The 17,472-nt window shown below is 61.6% G+C and carries 13 protein-coding genes; 6 read left to right on the top strand and 7 right to left on the bottom strand.

Annotation, left to right across the window (positions count from 1 at the left end; genetic code table 11):
- Window positions 1-114 precede the first annotated feature (114 nt).
- Window positions 115-462 carry a hypothetical protein gene (locus BUA94_RS06030; protein WP_073010061.1) on the bottom strand — a complete coding sequence of 116 codons (348 nt, stop codon included), beginning with the start codon at window positions 460-462 and terminating at the stop codon, window positions 115-117.
- Between the two features lie 716 nt (window positions 463-1,178).
- Here BUA94_RS06030 and BUA94_RS06035 point away from each other — a divergent pair.
- Together BUA94_RS06035 and BUA94_RS06040 are read left to right on the top strand one after the other, a co-directional pair.
- Window positions 1,179-3,377, top strand: a complete 2,199-nt coding sequence (locus BUA94_RS06035) for a TonB-dependent hemoglobin/transferrin/lactoferrin family receptor (protein WP_084081723.1) — start codon at window positions 1,179-1,181, stop codon at window positions 3,375-3,377.
- A 282-nt stretch (window positions 3,378-3,659) separates the two neighbouring features.
- Complete coding sequence (locus BUA94_RS06040; RefSeq protein WP_073010064.1) at window positions 3,660-5,117, top strand: NAD-dependent succinate-semialdehyde dehydrogenase; 1,458 nt, start codon at window positions 3,660-3,662, stop codon at window positions 5,115-5,117.
- Window positions 5,118-5,180: 63 nt separating this feature from the next.
- On the opposite strand, the gene BUA94_RS06045 is transcribed toward BUA94_RS06040, so the two are convergent.
- Window positions 5,181-7,697, bottom strand: coding sequence for a DNA translocase FtsK (locus BUA94_RS06045; protein ID WP_408011908.1), 2,517 nt, complete (start codon window positions 7,695-7,697; stop codon window positions 5,181-5,183).
- 742 nt (window positions 7,698-8,439) lie between these two features.
- Between BUA94_RS06045 and dusA the strand changes: the two genes are divergently transcribed.
- Window positions 8,440-9,411 carry a tRNA dihydrouridine(20/20a) synthase DusA gene (gene dusA / locus BUA94_RS06050; protein ID WP_084081823.1) on the top strand — a complete coding sequence of 324 codons (972 nt, stop codon included), beginning with the start codon at window positions 8,440-8,442 and terminating at the stop codon, window positions 9,409-9,411.
- 287 nt (window positions 9,412-9,698) lie between these two features.
- Window positions 9,699-10,547 (top strand): sulfite exporter TauE/SafE family protein, encoded by an 849-nt coding sequence (locus tag BUA94_RS06055; protein WP_073010070.1) that lies wholly within the window; start codon window positions 9,699-9,701, stop codon window positions 10,545-10,547.
- A 19-nt stretch (window positions 10,548-10,566) separates the two neighbouring features.
- Here the strand turns inward: BUA94_RS06055 and BUA94_RS06060 are convergent, their stop codons facing one another.
- The 4 genes from BUA94_RS06060 to BUA94_RS06075 form a co-directional block, all read right to left on the bottom strand.
- Window positions 10,567-11,271, bottom strand: a complete 705-nt coding sequence (locus BUA94_RS06060; RefSeq protein WP_073010073.1) for a retropepsin-like aspartic protease family protein — start codon at window positions 11,269-11,271, stop codon at window positions 10,567-10,569.
- Entirely contained in the window at window positions 11,268-11,471 is a 204-nt protein-coding gene (locus tag BUA94_RS06065; protein WP_073010076.1) for a DUF1289 domain-containing protein, read from the bottom strand. Before BUA94_RS06065 ends, BUA94_RS06060 begins: the two co-directional genes overlap by 4 nt.
- A 68-nt stretch (window positions 11,472-11,539) precedes the next feature.
- Window positions 11,540-12,730: an alpha/beta hydrolase gene (locus BUA94_RS06070; RefSeq protein WP_073011068.1), complete on the bottom strand. Its 1,191-nt coding sequence runs from the start codon at window positions 12,728-12,730 to the stop codon at window positions 11,540-11,542.
- A 100-nt stretch (window positions 12,731-12,830) separates the two neighbouring features.
- Complete coding sequence (locus BUA94_RS06075) at window positions 12,831-13,652, bottom strand: adenosylcobinamide-GDP ribazoletransferase (RefSeq protein WP_208979978.1); 822 nt, start codon at window positions 13,650-13,652, stop codon at window positions 12,831-12,833.
- A 105-nt stretch (window positions 13,653-13,757) separates the two neighbouring features.
- On the opposite strand from BUA94_RS06075, the gene cobT reads away from it, so the two are divergent.
- On the top strand, window positions 13,758-14,783 hold the full coding sequence (gene cobT / locus BUA94_RS06080) for a nicotinate-nucleotide--dimethylbenzimidazole phosphoribosyltransferase (RefSeq protein ID WP_073010080.1): 1,026 nt from the start codon (window positions 13,758-13,760) through the stop codon (window positions 14,781-14,783).
- A gap of 213 nt (window positions 14,784-14,996) precedes the next feature.
- On the opposite strand, the gene BUA94_RS06085 is transcribed toward cobT, so the two are convergent.
- Window positions 14,997-16,538 (bottom strand): sensor histidine kinase, encoded by a 1,542-nt coding sequence (locus BUA94_RS06085; RefSeq protein WP_073010083.1) that lies wholly within the window; start codon window positions 16,536-16,538, stop codon window positions 14,997-14,999.
- A gap of 135 nt (window positions 16,539-16,673) precedes the next feature.
- On the opposite strand from BUA94_RS06085, the gene BUA94_RS06090 reads away from it, so the two are divergent.
- Entirely contained in the window at window positions 16,674-17,294 is a 621-nt protein-coding gene (locus BUA94_RS06090) for a uracil-DNA glycosylase family protein (RefSeq protein ID WP_073010086.1), read from the top strand.
- Window positions 17,295-17,472: the final 178 nt, after the last annotated feature.

The following is a 17,472-nucleotide window of genomic DNA, read 5'->3' on the forward strand; positions in this document are numbered from 1 at the left end:
GCAGCAAGTCAGTTGCAGTCCGCCAGCGATCTGACTTCTGGACTTTTGCCCCTCATTTTTTGTGATCCCCACGAAACGCCGCCCATTCCGGGCGGCGTTTTTGTTTCGGGCGGATTATCCGGCTTTGCGGAGGTTGGCTGTGGCTGCTTCCACCTGGCGGTCCAGCCGGTAGTGGGACATGCTGATGATCCCGTCGAGGGCGCTGATGAAGGCGCCGAAGACCGGATCGCTGCGCAGCCGTTCGCCAGCGGCCTTGGCAGCTTCCAGACTTTCCCACATGGCCACATCCGCAAAGACCTTTGCGTCGTCTTCGCTTTCCCAGGCCGCCCAGGACAGGAAGCCCTCATACTGGCTAATGGCGTCTTGAGCCGCACGGCGGGCCTTGGCGGCGTCGGTAGGATTTTTGATCCGGTAAATGACGAGTTCGAGGCAAGGGCTGGCGGGGGATTGGGTGGCAGTCATTTTTGTCTCCGGTGTGTCATGGCTTCTAAGTCTTGGCCGCGTTTTCGCGCGGGGAGGGATAAGCACCGCAAAGCGCTTTGCCCCATGACCGGAACAATAGTTAAGGCCTCCTGACAGCCTTCTGTCAGGAGTGTCTGCCGTCCTTTCATCTGCCCACAGGCCTTGCGGGGGTGGAGTGCGCAGATGAAAAAAAAAGCCGGCTGAGCCGGCTTTGAAAGTGACATTTCGGGTTTGCCCAAACGGGCATGAATGCAGCAGGCAGCGCAAAACCGCCAGCCAGTGAAGCTTTAATGAATGCGATAAAAAATACCGTGATTGAAAGCGGTGAATTACAACCATGGCTGGATGGTCTTCGCATCCCCTTTTCACGGTTTTCCCCACCTTGTGGCTTCGGAAGATTTCGAAGTTGCAACTTTTTGGCGATTTTGAGTTGTGCCCTTGCTCTCCGATGCGATGAAAAGTGCCGCTGGGGCAAGGATTCTGCTGTGTTGCCAAAGGGACACATCACCTGTGGATTGATGTTTGTGGCGCAAATGTGGACTCGGTAAAACTTATATATGAGTATAATACTCATGAATAAGTCTCCGGTTCCTCCGGCGTAGCGCCTTGCCGCTGCCCTTGCGGTGAAACCGGGCTGACAGTGCCAGCCAGCCCCGCTTTTCCGGGACCTCAGCCAGCGTTCTCTCCAGACAATTGAAACCTACAAGGATAGCCGTATGTCACATCATGCGCGCATGACGCTCCTGCTTGCCGGGACCGTGATCGGAACGTTGGGAGGCTGGACCTCCGCCCATGCCCAGAACGCAGCGGCCGCTGCCACGGAAGCTGCCGAGGAAGGCACTGCCGATCAGGCAACGCTGCTGCAGAAGCTGGTCAGCAAATTCCAGGAAGCGGAAGTGACTGGGGCAACTGTCAGCACCGTTACCTCGCAGCAGCTCGACGAACGGCAGGTCACGACGCTCAAGGATCTCAACAAGATCGATCCGAGCGTCGACTTCAACACGGACAACGGCAGCGTCAACATCCGCGGTCTTGATGGCTCGCGCGTTCTGACCACCATCGACGGTGTGCCCGTGCCGTGGATGAACGAGCCGATCTTCGGCGCGCAGGGCGGTGTCAGCACCTTCGGCTTTGACGCGCTGTCCCAGGTGGACATCCTCAAGGGCGGGGATTCCTCGCGCTACGGCTCCGGCGTTTTGGGCGGCATGATGGGCCTGCGCACGATCACCGCCGAAGACATTATCTCCGGTGGCAAGACCTGGGGCGGAGAAAGCAAGGTTTCCTATGACAGCTCCGACCGCAGCGTCAGCCTGAGCCAGGCAGCTGCGGCCCGCGTTGGTGCCACCTCTGTCCTGTTGCAGGGCGGTTACAAGATGGGTCACGAGACCTACACCCAGGGCGACATCGGCGGCACGGGCACGACCCGTACCAAGGCCAATCCGGCCGACTATGACCAGTACAATGTTCTGGGCAAGATCTTCCACGACTTCGACGGCGGACACCGGGTCGGTGTGATCGCCGAGCACTACCGCAGCAAGGACGATGTTGATGCGCTGACCTCGCGCAGCTCCACCTATTCGGACTATGACACGATCGAAGAGAGCGAACGCACCCGCGTCTCGCTGCAATATGACTATGACGCCCAGAGCGACAACCCGTTCCTGGATGAAGGTCACGCCCTGGTCTACTGGCAGCAGCTGAAGCTCAACTATGACAGCGAAGCCATCCGCACCGGATCTCTGGCTGGTCAATACGACCGTGGTGACGAGCTGACCCGGGACGGCTTCGGGGGGCATCTGGACGGTTCCAAGACCCTGCAGCTTCTCGGTCAGGAAAACCGCTTCCTGTTTGGCATGGACGGCTATTTCGGCGAATCCACCCAGTACACGTCGGGCAAGGATGCCTGCTCGGTGTCCTACAGCTTTGCCTGCAGCTTCTACCACACCAACCAGTCCTATCAGCCGGACGTGGACACGCGCACCTTCGCAGCCTTCCTGGAAGACCGTATTGCGCTTGGCAATTCCGGATTTGCGATCACGCCGGGCGTGCGCTTTGACTGGTACACGCACAACCCGTCCGTTTCTGCCGGCTATGCTGCCAATGACTCGGCATTTGACCTGGACAAGAACACGGACAGCGCAGTTTCGGGCAAGTTCATGGCCGAGTATGGCTGGAGCTTCGGCCGGGTCTATGGTCAGTGGGCCCAGGGCTTCCGCGCTCCAACTGCAGACGAGCTTTTCACCACTTACGGCTCGCCGGCAACCTACCTGACCATCGGCAATCCGAACCTGAAGGCGGAGACCAGCAACAACTTCGAACTGGGTCTGCAGCTGGGCGATGATCAGTTCGGCGGTGGTGCGGCAACGTTCCTGAATTTCTACAAGAACTTCATCGACACCCGCTCCGTCACGGCTGCCTCCCTTGGCCTGTCCGGCTATCCTTATGGGATCACCCAGTACATCAACCGTCAGGATGTGCGCATCTATGGCGCGGAAGCCAATGTTCACTGGCGCTTCCGTCCGAACTGGAAAGTCAGCGCCTCTGTCGCTCTGATCAACGGTGAGGATGCGGACACGGGCGAGACCATCAAGTCGATCCCGCCGTTCCGGGGCATTCTGGATCTGGCCTATGATGATGGCACCTGGGGCGCTGGCGCCACCTGGACCGTCGCCAGCGGCCGCGACAATGTGGGCCTGTCCCGCGGCAACGCACCGGGCTATGGCCTTCTGGATTTCCGCGCCAGCTACAAGCCGGAGCAGATTGCAGGCCTGAGCCTTTCGGCGAGCGTCGAGAACGTCTTTGACCAGACCTACTACAACGCAGTGCGTCTGCCGACATCGTCTCTGTCCCAGTCGGACCTCTATTATTCGGAGAGCGGCCGGACCTTCAAGGCGAACCTGACCTACAAGTTCTAAGCCCTGTTTTCGATTTGACGGCCGGGTCCATACCGGCCGCAAGCTTTCCCCGCACACCTCCGGCACCCCTGCCGGAGGTGTTTTTGTTTCCTTCGAGTGGAAAGAAAAGTGAGAGGTTGCCTGCGGAATTTTTCGGGCGCTGCTCTATCTGATGCTTTGACGCGGTCGTGTCCGCAGATGTATTTAATTAACAGAGCAATTAATTTATCTGAACCGCTGGCGGGAGGGCCAGCTGCCGGATACAGTCTCGAAAAACTACATCCAGAACTCGAGGAACAAGAAATGCTGACGCTGAAAGATCCCACGCTGCTGACGGCAAAGGCCTATGTTGATGGCAAATGGATCGAGGGAGAGGAAACTTTCGACGTGACGAACCCGGCCACGGGTGAGGTGATTGCGAAGGTCACCCATGTGGACGTGCCGGGCGTGACGGCTGCCATTGATGCGGCCTATGCGGCCAAGAAGGGCTGGGCTGCTCACACCGGCAAGGAACGCAGCGCAATCCTGCGCAAGTGGTTCGAGCTGATGGTGGCGAACGCCGATGATTTGGCAACCATCCTGACCGCTGAAATGGGCAAGCCTTTTGCCGAAGCGCGGGGCGAGATTCTTTACGGGGCGTCCTTCATCGAGTGGTTTGCCGAGGAGGCGAAGCGTGTCTATGGCGACACCATTCCGGGCCATCAGCGCGACAAGCGCATCGTGATCCTCAAGCAGCCGATCGGCGTGGTCGGTTCGATCACCCCTTGGAACTTCCCCAATGCGATGATCGCCCGCAAGGTGGCTCCGGCGCTGGCCGCAGGCTGCACCTTTGTTGCGCGCCCAGCCGAACTGACGCCGCTGTCCGCGCTTGCCATGGCCGTGCTGGCCGAGCGGGCAGGGATCCCCGCAGGTGTCTTCAACATCATTCCGTCCAAGTCCGCTGCCGAGACCGGCGAGGAGCTGTGCCGCAATCCGAAGGTCGCCAAGATCTCCTTCACCGGCTCCACCCGTGTCGGCACGATCCTGATGCGCCAGTGTGCACCGACCATCAAGAAGATGTCGCTTGAGCTCGGCGGCAATGCGCCGTTCATCGTCTTTGACGATGCGGATGTGGATGCGGCTGTCGATGGCGCGATGATTGCCAAGTTCCGCAATGGTGGCCAGACCTGCGTCTGCGCCAACCGCATCTATGTCCAGTCCGGTGTCTATGAGGAATTCGCCGAGAAGCTGGCCAAGAAGGTTGCGGCTCTCAAGGTGGGCGATGGCCTTGCCGACAAGGATGCAGTGGTCGGTCCCCTGATAAGCTCTTCCGCTGTTGCAAAGGTTGAGGATCATCTGAGCGATGCCCTGGCCAAGGGGGCCAAGGTGACCGTCGGCGGTAAGCCTCATGAAAAGGGCGGCACCTTCTTCCAGCCGACCGTTCTGACCGGCATGACGCCGGACATGAAGATCTCCGTGGAAGAGACTTTCGGTCCGCTGGCACCGCTCTACCGTTTCGAAAAGGAAGAAGAGGCACTGGATCTGGCCAATGACACCGAGTTCGGTCTGGCAGGCTATTTCTATTCCCGTGACATCAATCGCATCTGGCGCGTTGCAGAGCGCATGGAAACCGGCATGGTCGGCATCAACACCGGTCTGATTTCAACGGAAGTCGCGCCTTTCGGCGGCGTCAAGCAGTCCGGCCTTGGCCGCGAAGGCTCCAAATACGGCATCGATGACTATGTGGAGATCAAATATCTCTGCTTCTCCGTCGACGCCTGACGACCAGATGTCCAGGCCGGGGCGGCAACGCCCCGGCCGAAGGGGCCCATTCGGAGGAAGGGTTTACTCCTCCGAATGATCCCTGCTTGCGGTCAGGATTTCGCGTTTGCCCACATGGTTCGGCGCGCCGACGAGGCCTTCGTTCTCCATGCGCTCCACCAGCGAAGCGGCGCGGTTGTAGCCGATCGCCAGGCGGCGCTGGATGTAGGAGGTCGAGCAGCGCTGATCGCGCAGGACGATCCGGACAGCCTTTTCATAAAGGTCGTCGCCATCTTCCGCCCCCATCGCGCTCTTGTCGAAGACGGCCGTGTCTTCGTCTTCGTCCAGTTCCGGCTCTTCTTCCGCGGTTACGGTTTCGAGATAGGCTGGGCGTCCCTGGGTCTTCAGATGGGCCACGACCTGTTCGACCTCGTCGTCGGAGACAAAGGCGCCGTGGACACGGTTGATGCGGCCGCCGCCGGACATGTGCAGCATGTCGCCCATGCCGAGCAGCTGTTCTGCTCCCTGTTCGCCAAGGATCGTCCGGCTGTCGATCTTCGAGGTGACCTGGAAGGAGATCCGGGTCGGGAAATTGGCCTTGATCGTGCCGGTGATGACATCGACGGAGGGGCGCTGGGTGGCGGTGATCAGGTGGATGCCGGCCGCGCGGGCCATCTGGGCCAGACGCTGGATCGTGCCTTCGATCTCCTTGCCCGCGACCATCATCAGGTCGGCCATTTCGTCAACGATGATGACGATATAGGGCATCGGGGTGAGATCCATCTCCACCTGTTCGTAAAGCGGTTCGCCCGTGTCCCTGTCAAAGCCGGTCTGCACCGTGACGAAGACCGGTTCGCCCTTCTGGCTGGCCACGGCGGAGCGCTGATTGAAGCCGTTGATGTTGCGGACGCCCAGACGCGCCATCTTGCGGTAGCGGTCTTCCATCTCGCGCACGGCCCATTTGAGCGCCGTCACGGCCTTCTTCGGATCGGTCACGACCGGGGTCAGCAGATGCGGAATGTCGTCATAGATGGAGAGTTCCAGCATCTTCGGATCGATCATGATCAGCCGGCATTCTTCCGGCTTCAGCCGGTAGAGCAGGGACAGGATCATGGTGTTGATGGCAACCGACTTGCCCGAGCCGGTGGTGCCTGCGACCAGAAGATGCGGCATCTTTGCCAGTTCTGCGATCACAGGCTCGCCGCCGATGGTCTTGCCCAGGCACAGGGGCAGCTTGCAGCTGGAGTTGCGGAAGTCGCTGGAATCGATCAGCTCGCGGAAATAGACCGTCTCGCGCTCGACATTCGGCAGCTCGATGCCAATCACGTTGCGGCCGGGAACGACGGCAACACGGGCGGAAACCGCCGACATGGACCTGGCGATGTCGTCGGCCAGATTGACGATGCGCGAAGACTTTACGCCGGGGGCGGGCTCGAATTCATAAAGGGTGACGACCGGGCCGGGACGCACATGAATGATTTCACCGCGCACCTTGAAGTCTTCCAGAACGCTTTCCAGCATTCCTGCGTTCTGCTCCAGCTGCTCCTGCGACATGAAATAGCCGGCGCCTTCTTCTGGCCATTGCAGCAGGTCGTCGGACGGGAATTCGTAGCTTTCCCGCACCTGCGGCGCACGCTGGCCTTCGTTTGGCCGGAAGGACGAGCCGAATTGGCCGAGCGGCCGGGGCGATGAGGCCGGAAGCGAGATTGAAGTCCGGACGGGAGCCGGATCACGCTGGTTGCTGTTTGCGCTTTCGATCGTACCCTGAATCTGAGCTGGCACGTGAACAGGCATCGGGACCGGATGCTGGGGAGCAGCCTGCGCGGGGCTCCCGGAAACCGGCTCGACGGTGCGCTGCGCCCGTTCCAGCGGGGCCGGGTTGCGGCACTCGACGGTCCGGTAAAGCAGTTCGATCCTGGCGCGCTGCTGCTGCGCTGCCGGCGGATTGGATGGACGGGTGACTGGCCGCGGGATTGGCGGCACTTCCTTGTAGATCGCTGCAGCCGGCTGGACCTGCCGCTCGATTTTCTGAGCCGGGGTTACGGGCTCGACCGGTGCGGGAAGGACATCCTCGGACATGAATTCGAAGAAGACATGATCGGACAGGAAACCAAGAGGTGTCGCGGAAGGCGCGCTTTCGGCCGCAACGGGCGCGGATACTTCCAAGCTTTCAACGGACACCGGGGCAGGGGGCGTTCCTACAGCCGGGACAACAGTCGTGGCTGCGGATGCCGCGGGCATTGCAGGGGCCACAACAGGGCCTGTGGCCACAACAGGGGCAGAGGCCAGAACAGGAGCAGCGACTGGTTCCGGTGCAGCGCTGAACTCCTCTGCCGGCAGGATGTCTTCGGCAAAGCTCTCAGCTTCCGGGCCTTGCTCGTTTGCGTCCCGGCGCCGGGCGCGGCGGTCCGGCGTCCGGGTAAAGCGGACATTGGGAGCCAGATAGAAATGGCTCTGGCAAGATTCGTCGCGAATGGCGTCGGCGGACGGATATTCGTCGAAAGGCTCTTCCTGCAGGTCATCCATGACCTGAGGCAGGTCCCGCTCATCCTGCAAGGTGGTCTCGACAGGACGTCTCTCTTCCCGGACAGGGGCCCGCACTGGCTCTTCCCGCTTTGCAGCCTGGAGAGGAACCTTCTGATCGCTGTCCTTTGAATTGGTAAGTGAGAAGTTCTGCCGGGAGATACGCATGGACGGAGAAGACTCGAATTGCTGGTGAACGCCTTGAAAGAGAATTAGGAAAAGAAGGTTAACAGCTTCTATCCAGCCAGGCCTCTAGCGGCACCGCAGGGTTGAATTTGCCCCTGCGGAGCAAACGGATTTTTGCCGGAAGGGGCGCTAAGCAGAGGGGCCGCGGGTATGGCCTTTCCCAAGCTAAGATCTTTTGCCGAACGGAAAAGCTGGCCTGCCGGGGCAGCATCCCGATGCATGGTCAGGCCTGCCGGTCTCGCGCCAAACCGTGTTTGAACTTATCTGTGAAAATCGCCGCATTTCGCGAAGGTCTTGGCCGGGCAACAAGCTGCGTGTATAGGTTCGCCTCGATCAATCCTGCTCCCGAAGTCCTGCATCCTCGGTGCCGCTGGTTTCCCGGCCTGGATTGGACATCGTGGAAAGCGTGGCCGCCGCATCCTGTCTGGATGTCTCATGTGGCCTTGGGACGCTCGGCGGTTGGGGCCGGTGCCGTTGGGGGCAACTGAAGCCCCACAGGATTAACCGGCGCAATTTTGAGGCCTGAGTGAGGCCTGGCTGATCGCGAAACGGAAGGCCGGAGCTTTCGTTCAACTCGTTGGGACTGCGGAAGAACACTGTGAATTACAAAGCGCACAAACTCGCCATTGCACCGATGATGGACTGGACGGACCGGCATTGCAGGGCGTTTCACCGCCAGTTGAGCCGTGAGGCGCTGCTTTATACGGAGATGGTCACCACGGGCGCTGTCATACACGGTGACCGGGAGCATTTGCTGGGCTTTTCCGACTGCGAACATCCGATTGCCTGTCAGCTTGGCGGTTCGGATCCGAAGGACATGGCCACCTGTGCGAAGATCGTTGCGGACTGGGGCTATGACGAGGTCAACATCAATGTCGGCTGCCCATCCGACCGGGTCCAGTCCGGCAGCTTCGGCGCCTGCCTGATGCAGGAGCCGGAGGTGGTTGCCGCCTGCGTGTCGGCGATGAAGGCCGAGGTCTCCATTCCGGTGACGGTCAAGTGCCGCATTGGCGTCGATGAGCAGGACCCGGAACCGGCGCTGGATGCCATGGCCGATGCTGTTTTTGCGGCCGGATGCGATGCGCTCTGGGTCCATGCCCGCAAGGCCTGGCTGAAAGGTCTTAGCCCCAAGGAGAACCGGGACATTCCGCCGCTCGACTATGACCGGGTGCGCCGCCTGAAGGCCCGGTATCCGGACAGGTTCATCGGCATCAATGGCGGCATCCAGACCCTGGACGAGGCTGAAGCGTTCCTGCCGGATCTGGACGGGGTGATGCTTGGCCGCGCTGCCTATCACACGCCGCAGATCCTGGGCGAGGCGGACCGCAGGCTCTATGGCCGCGATGTCGAGGATGTCTCGCCCTGGCAGGCGGTCGAGGCCTATCTGCCTTACGTGGAAGACCAGCTTTCAAAGGGCGTGAAGCTTGCCCGCATGACCCGGCACATGCTGGGCCTGTTCCATGGGCGGCCCGGCGCCCGCAGCTGGCGGCGGATCCTGACCGTCGAGGCAATCCGCCCGGATGCGGGAATTGAAGTGATCCAGCAGGCGCTGGCCGCCGTGCGTCCCATGGACCTGATGGGCGAAGAGGCCGGCAGCGCGGCGTGAGCGCGATCAAGCATGGGGTCGGCAGTTTTTTGCATCCGCGGCTGACGGCCCAGTTTGTTGGGGCTGCTTTCCTCAAATGTGTTCTGCTCCGGCGATGAGTGGGCCCCGGATCTCCGCTTCGCTTTCGTCCGGGGTGACATCCGGAGGAAGCCCACCGGTCACCTCGGACGAACACCGTGACATCCGGGGCCTAATCATTCGCAGAGCCTCCGTTAAACGATGGGTGATCGCCGTCTCGAATCGGCGTACCCTGTGGTTCGCTTGCCGCTTCTCAAGGATCTCCCACTATGGATTTTTCAGCCCTCGCAGCTCAGGGCCAGCTCATGGAAGTTGCCGGTCTGGGCCTTGCCCTGCTGGCATCGGGTCTGATCGCCGGTTTTCTCGCCGGCATGTTCGGCATTGGCGGCGGTGCGGTTCTGGTGCCCGTGCTCTACCAGTTCCTGACTGTGCTTGGTGTCGATGAAGGCGTTCGCATGCATGTGTCGGTCGCGACTTCCCTTGGCATCATCGTGCCAACCTCCATCCGGTCCTTCATGGCGCACAAGAAGCGCGGCGCTGCGGATCTGGAGCTGTTGAAGTCCTGGCTGATCCCGCTGCCGCTCGGGGTGATTGCCGCTTCGCTTGTCGCAGCGCATGTCTCCGGCAGCGGGCTCAAGGGCATCTTTGCCGGCATCGCCCTGGTGCTTGGCCTGCGCATGCTGATGGACAAGCCGCACTGGCGGCTGGGCAGTGATATCCCGGGCGCACCGATCCGGCCGATCTGCGGTTTCGGCATCGGTTTCTTCTCGACGCTGATGGGCATCGGCGGCGGCGTCATGAACAACACCTTCATGACCCTTTACGGGCGTCCGATCCACCAGGCGGTTGCGACCTCGTCGGGAACCGGTCTCATGATCTCCATTCCCGGCACCATCGGTCTGATCTGGGCGGGCTGGGGCGCGGCTGGCCTGCCGCCGTTTTCTGCCGGCTATGTCAACCTTCTGGGCGTTGCCATGATTATTCCGGTGACGACCTTTGCCGCCCCCTTCGGCGTGAAGGTGGCTCATGCGCTGCCACGCCGGAAGATGGAAATCTTCTTCGGCTGCTTCCTGCTGGTGGTGGCGGTCCGCTTCCTGCTCAGCCTGAACGGCTATTGATCACGGGGTCCCTGAGGCTTCAGGGGACCATGATCAGCTTGTCGCCTTCGATCCGCCAGCTGGACAGGCGGTCGAGGGCGTTCATGCCCAGAAGGCTGCTGTTCAGCGCGCCTTCCTGCGAAACGAAGGCCCTGACATTGTGCAGGGTCATGTCCGAGATCTTCAGGGTTTCAAGCTGGACCGGGGCGACCATCGCCCGGCCATTCGCGGTGCTGACCGGTACGGTGAAGGCGAGATTGGCAGGCTTGAAACCGGCGGCCATCGCATCCCCATAGGTCAGCACAACGGCGGAAGCGCCCGTATCGAGCATGAAGCGGACGCGGGCCTTGTTGGCGGTCCCTTCCACCTGGAAGTGACCGGAGGCATCGCGGATCACCAGGATCGAGCCATCCTGATGGGGAACCGCAAGTCCAGGTGCCAGCGCGCCCAGAACCCGGTACCCGCCCTGGACAAGGTCTTCCTTGTAGGCGTAGCCGGTCACCAGCAGCAGGGCGAGACCTCCCCACATCAAGACTCCTTGCAGCACGTCACGCAGGCGCGCCGGACCGAAGACCAGACTGGCGACAAAGATCATCAGCAGTGTGGTCGAGGCAACGATACGCGGGCCGGTCTCGTCGAAATCCGGCTCGTCAGGGGTAAACACCCCGGCAGAATAGGCCCAGAAACCGCCACCAATGATCAGGGCCAGCAGAACAAGGGCTGCAACAGCGCGGGGCGTCTTCATTGGCAAAGGTCCGTTCTTGCGGGGGCTGAGGCCTTGAGTCCGGATTGCGCACGGCGATCCGGCAGCTCCGCCATGATCTGCTGCCGCTGATCGTCGGTCATGGCAGACCAGCCGCCGATTTCCTCAAGGCTGCGCAGGCAGCCGAGGCAAAGGCGGGTCTTGGGGTCTATCTGGCAGATCTTGGTGCAGGGCGACAGCATGGGATGGATATAGGCTGCCCGTCCGGCTTTGGCCAGACGGGGGAACCTTCATCACTATCTGCCGCAGATCAATTGCCGCCGGTCACCAGGGACAGGGGGGCGGTGACCAGGCTGATCGGCAGGGTGATGGCCACCTGGGCGGTGCTTGTCACGAAGCTCTTCAGATCAGTGCCGGATTGCTGCAGGCCATTGCCGCTGGTGGATTGGGCGCCCAGCGAGCGCTGGGACAGAACGGATCTGAGTTCCGGCGCATATTGGGCCAGTTCCGCGAACTTGCTGTGGTTGATGGAATCCGGGGCGCTGAGTTCGGTCAGGTTGAGCACGATCGCGCCGAGATCCGCCAGTTCCTTGTCGTCCGCGTAGGAGCCGACCCGCTGCTTGCCGCCGGCGATCACTTCGGAAACGCGCAGGGCCTTGTCGTCACTCGAGGTGAGGATGATCAGCGGTTCACGCAGCTTGCCGATCCGGCGCAGCTGTTCCTTGAAGACGTCGATGTCGATGTCCGGCGACGCGAGGACGACGGTCTCGATCTTGCGGAACAGAGCTTCCCGGTCCTTCGGCGTCATCTGACGGATGGTTTCCATCAACAGCTGATTGCCCATGGAATGGGCCAGGATGACGATCTCGCGGGTGTTGCTGCGCGAAATATCGATCAGGGCCTTTTCCAGAGCCGAGCGGGCAGCCAGCGCACTGTTCAGGTCATAGACGTAGTCGGTAAGCTTGCCGCGTGATGCCCAGGTGAAGAACACCGGAACGCCCGGAAAATTCGCATCATGGACGAACTGGGTGAACCGGTAGAGCCCTTCGGCAAACAGCGTGTTGTAGCCGTGGATGAAAAGAAAGGTCGTGCGGTTCTGGGTGGGCAACTTGCCAAGGCGCTGGTTCAGCCGGGCGCGGAAGGCATCCTGACCATCGATATAGTGCGCAGACCTGGTGACGAATTCCTTTTCCGGATCGCCTGGGAAGGTCTCCGGCCATTCGATCTGGCTGGCCTTGTGCGCGGGAGGAACGGATATCACCGCTTCCGCATAGTCCAGACGCTGGGTCCGTTCGCCGTTGAAATAGGTGCCGGGGCGCTCGTCCCGCTCGCGGGTGGTGGCGATCAGGATGTCATGGGTGGTGGCGTCGGCCGCTGGCTTGTCGTTGATCAGGAGCGCGCCGTTTTCCGGGCGCGAGGCGCAGGCGGCCAGCAATAGGGCAAGGCCGAGAACGAGGCTGAGCCCTCTGAAGTTCTGGCGGAAGACCGGCAAACTACGCATGAACGCCACTGAACACCTGTTAGACTGTTTGCGAGTTCCTGTATCAATGACAGGCGCGCCCTGGAACACAAGGAAAAGCTGCTGATTGGGCGAGTGAACCTCAGCCGGTGATGCAGATGAGGAACACAAGACCGCTGACTTGCTGAACGGCCCCCAGAACGTCGCCGGTGAAGCCGCCGATCTTGGCAATGGCCAACCGGCCAACGGCAAAAGCTGCTCCCGCAGACAGGACCAGCGCGACAAGCAGCGCTGGCACGGGCAGCAGGCTGGCGGAGGGTATCAGCAGGACAAGGGTGGCGACAGCCGCCAGAACCACGGCAGCCTGATCCGGGCAGCCGAAGCGGTGGCCAAGGCCCTCAGGGCGGGCAGCCGGAAGCACCGACCATTGCCAGGCCATCAGGCAACGCGAGAGGGCTTCGCTGCCCAGCACCAGCACCATTGCGGAGACTGGTCCCAGTCTTTCCAGAAGCGTGGCGATGAGAACCGCCTTCAGGCCGACCGAGACGATCAGGGCCAGCGCGCCGAAACTGCCGATCTGGCTGTCCTTCATGATCGCAAGCCTGCGTTCGGCAGTCGCGCCGCCAAAGAAGCCGTCCGCAATGTCGGCAAGGCCATCCTCGTGCAAGGCTCCCGTGACCGCCGCAAGCAATCCGGTCACGATCAGGCCAACAGCCAATGCCGGCAGACCGGTGTAGCCAAGCAGGACACCGGCAAGGGCGGCGGGCAGGGCGATCAGCACGCCAGCAATGGGAATCGCCCAGGCAATGGCGCTGAAATCTGGCAGGGCGGCTGGATTGTCGCAGGCAGAGAGGCGCGGCAGGGGCAGGCGGGAGAAAAAGCGCAGGCAGGCAGCCGTGTCACACAGGATCCGCTGCGGCAGGGAGGGCTCTTGGCCTTCGCCGGGTTCGTCTTGAAAGGTCACGCCTCTGCCTTGCCTTGTAATTTGTCAGACGGACGTTATAGATCGGCGCCACAGACAGACCAAGCCCGTCCACGCTGGGATGGGCCATGTTGGAGCCAGAAGCCTATGTCGCTCGCCGAAACCGCCCTGCCATTCACCGATATCCGCAATCTGGTGAAGTCCTTCCCCGGAGCGGACGAAGCGGCGCTTGCGGCTGTGCGGGCACGTGAAGCCCAGTTGACCAAGCCGGCCGGATCGCTCGGCAGGCTGGAAGAGATTTCCGAGTGGGTTGCGGCCTGGTCGGGCAATGCCCGTCCGAAGGTGACCCGTCCGCTGGTCGCGATCTTCGCAACGGCCCATGGCATCGCGGACAAAGGCGTGTCTGCCTATCCGAGCTCCGTCAACCGCCAGATGGTCGAGAATTTCGCCGCCGGTGGCGCCGCCATCAACCAGATCTGCCGGATCAACGACATCGGCCTGAAGGTCTTCGATCTGGCCGTGGACATTCCCACACCGGCGATCACCGAAGAAGATGCGATGGACGAAGCCAATTGCGCAGCGACCATGGCGTACGGCATGGAAGCCCTTGCTGGCGGCATCGACATGGTGTGCCTGGGCGAGATGGGCATCGGCAACACGACCGTTGCTGCCGCCGTTCTGATGGCTCTTTTCGGCGGCACGGCTGCCGAATGGGTTGGCCGCGGCACGGGCGTCGATGACCAGGGTCTGGTCCGCAAGCAAGCCGCTGTTGAAGCCGCCGTCGCCCGCCTGAACGGTGAGAAGGATCCGCTGGAGATCCTGCGCCGCATCGGTGGCCGCGAGATTGCCGCAATGGCAGGCCTGATCATCGCGGCCCGCCTGCAGCGCGTTCCGGTCATCGTTGATGGGTTCGTCACCACGGCGGCTGCGGCTGTCGTCTATGCCATGGACCCGGCTGGCCTTGACCATTGCCTCTTTGCCCATGTTTCCGCGGAAGCTGCCCATGAGCGCGCCCTTCAGATCATGGGCAAGACAGCTCTTTTGAACCTCGGCATGCGTCTTGGGGAAGGCACGGGCGCAGCCCTTGCCGCCGGTCTCGTCAAGGCAGCCCTGGAAGCGCACAACAGCATGGCAACCTTTGCCGATGCGGGCGTTTCCGGCAAGGACGCCTGAGCGCCTTTCAAGAGCACTCACCCTCATCCGCCCTTCGGGCACCTTCTCCCTCAAGGGAGAAGGCCGCTGTGGAGAGGCGCAGGGAGAACCATTGGCGCGGGAGAGACCGCAAGGCAGATGATGCTTTGATGTTTGTCCGAACCTTTCCTCCGCACGCCCTCTCCCCTTGGGGAGAGGGCAGGGTGAGGGGACTTCCATGGTGAGTGGGAGTTCTCAGGCAATCTTGCGCGCTGAGGCGTGGCGGCGGATGACCGGCTGGTCATAGACCGGCATGGCTTCCAGAACTCTGGAGGCGGGCAGGGTCATGATGGCTTCGGTTCCTTCCCGGAGGCGGGACTTCAGCTCGAACTTGCCGCCATGCATGCCGACCAGCGCCTGGACGATGGAAAGGCCAAGGCCCGTTCCCGGTTCCGCGCTCTGGATGGCGATCGCCCCCTGGCCGAAAGCCTGAAGCACCACCGGAATTTCTTCTTCCGGAATGCCCGGTCCATTGTCCTTGATGGAAACGAACAGCCCGCCGTCCTGCGTGCCGCCCATATGGGCCTCAACAGTGCCGCCGCTCGGCGTGAATTTCACTGCATTGGACAGAAGATTGAGGATCACCTGGCGCAGGGCGCGCTCGTCGCCCCAGACCCTCGGCATCACATCCGGATGGGAGGCGGTCAGGTTGATGCTCTTGGCATTCGCCCGGATGCGCATCATGGAGCAGCATTCTTCCAGGACATCCGTCAGCGACAAGGCCTCTTCCTGAAGCTGGTGCCGGCCCGCTTCGATGCGGGAGAGGTCCAGGATCTCGTTGATCAGGTTGAGGAGATGATCGCCGGAAGCGTGGATGTCGCCTGCATAGGCTCGGTAATTGGCATTGTGCATCGGGCCAAGGATCTCGTCCTTCATCACTTCCGAAAAGCCGAGAATGGCATTCAGCGGCGTGCGCAGCTCATGGCTCATGGTGGCCAGGAACCGGCTCTTGGCAAGGTTTGCCTCTTCTGCCCGCCTGCGGGATTCATCTGAAAGCGCATTGGCCGTTTCCAGCTCAGCGATCAGATGGTCCTTTTCCGCCCGATACTCCAACATGGTGTTGGCAGTCTTCAGAAGCTGGCTGCCCAGAATGAAGAAGAAGCCCTGCGCACCGACGGCCATGGCGGCCAGCGTGTAATGGATCGGTTCCTTCTGCTGCAGCAAGGCTGCCGTCACCGTCAGGGAAACGGGCAGAGTGCCGGCCAGAAGCGCCTTCGGCAGGGTCGCGGACAGCATGGTGTTCATGGCCACCACGATCAGCATGGTGGCGAACTGGAAGACCTGAAAGCCTGCCCCGGCGTTTTCTTTTGGCGGCAGCAGGAAGAAGGCCGCCCAGCTGCAGGCATAAAGCAGATCGCCGATGACGAAGCGTCGCAGCCAGTGCTGCAAGGAGCGCTTGGACGTGGACTGGCGCTCATAGGTGCGGCAGGTGCCAACGGTGAGGAAATGCAGGCTCAGGGTGAACACAAGCCAGGTGGCGACCGTATAGGGGTCCAGCCAGAGATTGGAGATCGCCGCAACGATCATGGCCAGCATGGGCACCGCATAGGCGGAGCTGATGCGCGTGTCGGCAAAGAGATGCTGGCGTTCCAGCTCATAGTCATTGTGAAGGCTGCCGGTCTGTCCAATACGGCCGCGCACATCCGTGATCGTGCGTGCAAGCTCCCGCCGCCTGATCGCCCGCTTGCGGTTGATCGCGGTCTTGGCGTCGCTCTCAATGTTCGCGCCGTAGAACATCTTCCCCCTATGCCTATCGAAAGATTGTAGGGTCTCTCCCTGTTTATAACCTTTGACTCATGATTTCTTAAGATCAGCCTCAAAGGGTTGGTGAATCACCCCTTAACACTTGCCTGACAATTTGAACGAGTGGACATGCCCGTGAGTGAACTGGCCGCCCTGGCCCGGGAAATAGCTGCCTGCCGGGTCTGTTTGGACAGCCCGAAGGGCAAACCCTTGCCCCATGACCCCAGGCCAGTCATTCAGCTGTCTTCTTCAGCCCGGATCTGCATTTGCGGCCAAGCGCCCGGGACGCGGGTTCATGCCAGCGGCCGCCCTTTCACGGATCCTTCCGGAGACCGGCTGCGGGACTGGATGGGGGTCGGGCCGGAGGTTTTCTACGATGCGGCGAAACTGGCCATCGTGCCCATGGGTCTCTGTTTTCCCGGGCTCGATGCCAAGGGCGGAGACCTGCCGCCTAGGCCCGAATGCCGGAAGATCTGGCACGACCGGATCTTCGCCCAGATGCCCCAGATCGAGCTGATCCTCGTGATTGGGCAATATGCGCAGGCCTATCATCTGGGAGAGGCCCGCAAGGGATCGCTGACGGAGACCGTTGCCTCCTGGCAGGACTACTGGACCACAGACCGCAGGCCGCGCGTGCTGCCCATGCCCCATCCCTCCTGGCGCAACAATGCCTGGCTGCGCAAGAACCCCTGGTTCGAAACGGACTTGCTCCCGGTCCTTAGAGAGGAAGTCGCGCGGCTCGTGCGATGAACTCAGGCTGTCCGGGAAGGGGCTTTTGAACCGGAAGATCTTTGAAGTCAGGCGGTGAGGTGCGGGGAATTCCCTCTCCCTTGATGGAGAGGTCGGACAGTAAGGTCCGGGTGAGGGAGCTTGCAGAGCGCTCGGTCCCTCACCCCACCCCTCTCCCCGAGGGAGAGGGCGCCGGCTC

It is taken from the genome of Roseibium suaedae, from assembly GCF_900142725.1.
Classification (GTDB): domain Bacteria; phylum Pseudomonadota; class Alphaproteobacteria; order Rhizobiales; family Stappiaceae; genus Roseibium; species Roseibium suaedae.

What these genes read in the sequence shown, in the direction of transcription:
- BUA94_RS06030 (WP_073010061.1), bottom strand. Translation starts at nt 462, where the DNA reads ATGACTGCCACCCAATCCCCCGCCAGCCCTTGCCTCGAACTCGTCATT.
- BUA94_RS06035 (WP_084081723.1), top strand. Translation starts at nt 1,179, where the DNA reads ATGTCACATCATGCGCGCATGACGCTCCTGCTTGCCGGGACCGTGATC.
- BUA94_RS06040 (WP_073010064.1), top strand. Translation starts at nt 3,660, where the DNA reads ATGCTGACGCTGAAAGATCCCACGCTGCTGACGGCAAAGGCCTATGTT.
- dusA (WP_084081823.1), top strand. Translation starts at nt 8,440, where the DNA reads ATGATGGACTGGACGGACCGGCATTGCAGGGCGTTTCACCGCCAGTTG.
- BUA94_RS06055 (WP_073010070.1), top strand. Translation starts at nt 9,699, where the DNA reads ATGGATTTTTCAGCCCTCGCAGCTCAGGGCCAGCTCATGGAAGTTGCC.
- BUA94_RS06060 (WP_073010073.1), bottom strand. Translation starts at nt 11,271, where the DNA reads ATGAAGACGCCCCGCGCTGTTGCAGCCCTTGTTCTGCTGGCCCTGATC.
- BUA94_RS06065 (WP_073010076.1), bottom strand. Translation starts at nt 11,471, where the DNA reads ATGCTGTCGCCCTGCACCAAGATCTGCCAGATAGACCCCAAGACCCGC.
- BUA94_RS06070 (WP_073011068.1), bottom strand. Translation starts at nt 12,730, where the DNA reads ATGCGTAGTTTGCCGGTCTTCCGCCAGAACTTCAGAGGGCTCAGCCTC.
- cobT (WP_073010080.1), top strand. Translation starts at nt 13,758, where the DNA reads ATGTCGCTCGCCGAAACCGCCCTGCCATTCACCGATATCCGCAATCTG.
- BUA94_RS06085 (WP_073010083.1), bottom strand. Translation starts at nt 16,538, where the DNA reads ATGTTCTACGGCGCGAACATTGAGAGCGACGCCAAGACCGCGATCAAC.
- BUA94_RS06090 (WP_073010086.1), top strand. Translation starts at nt 16,674, where the DNA reads ATGCCCGTGAGTGAACTGGCCGCCCTGGCCCGGGAAATAGCTGCCTGC.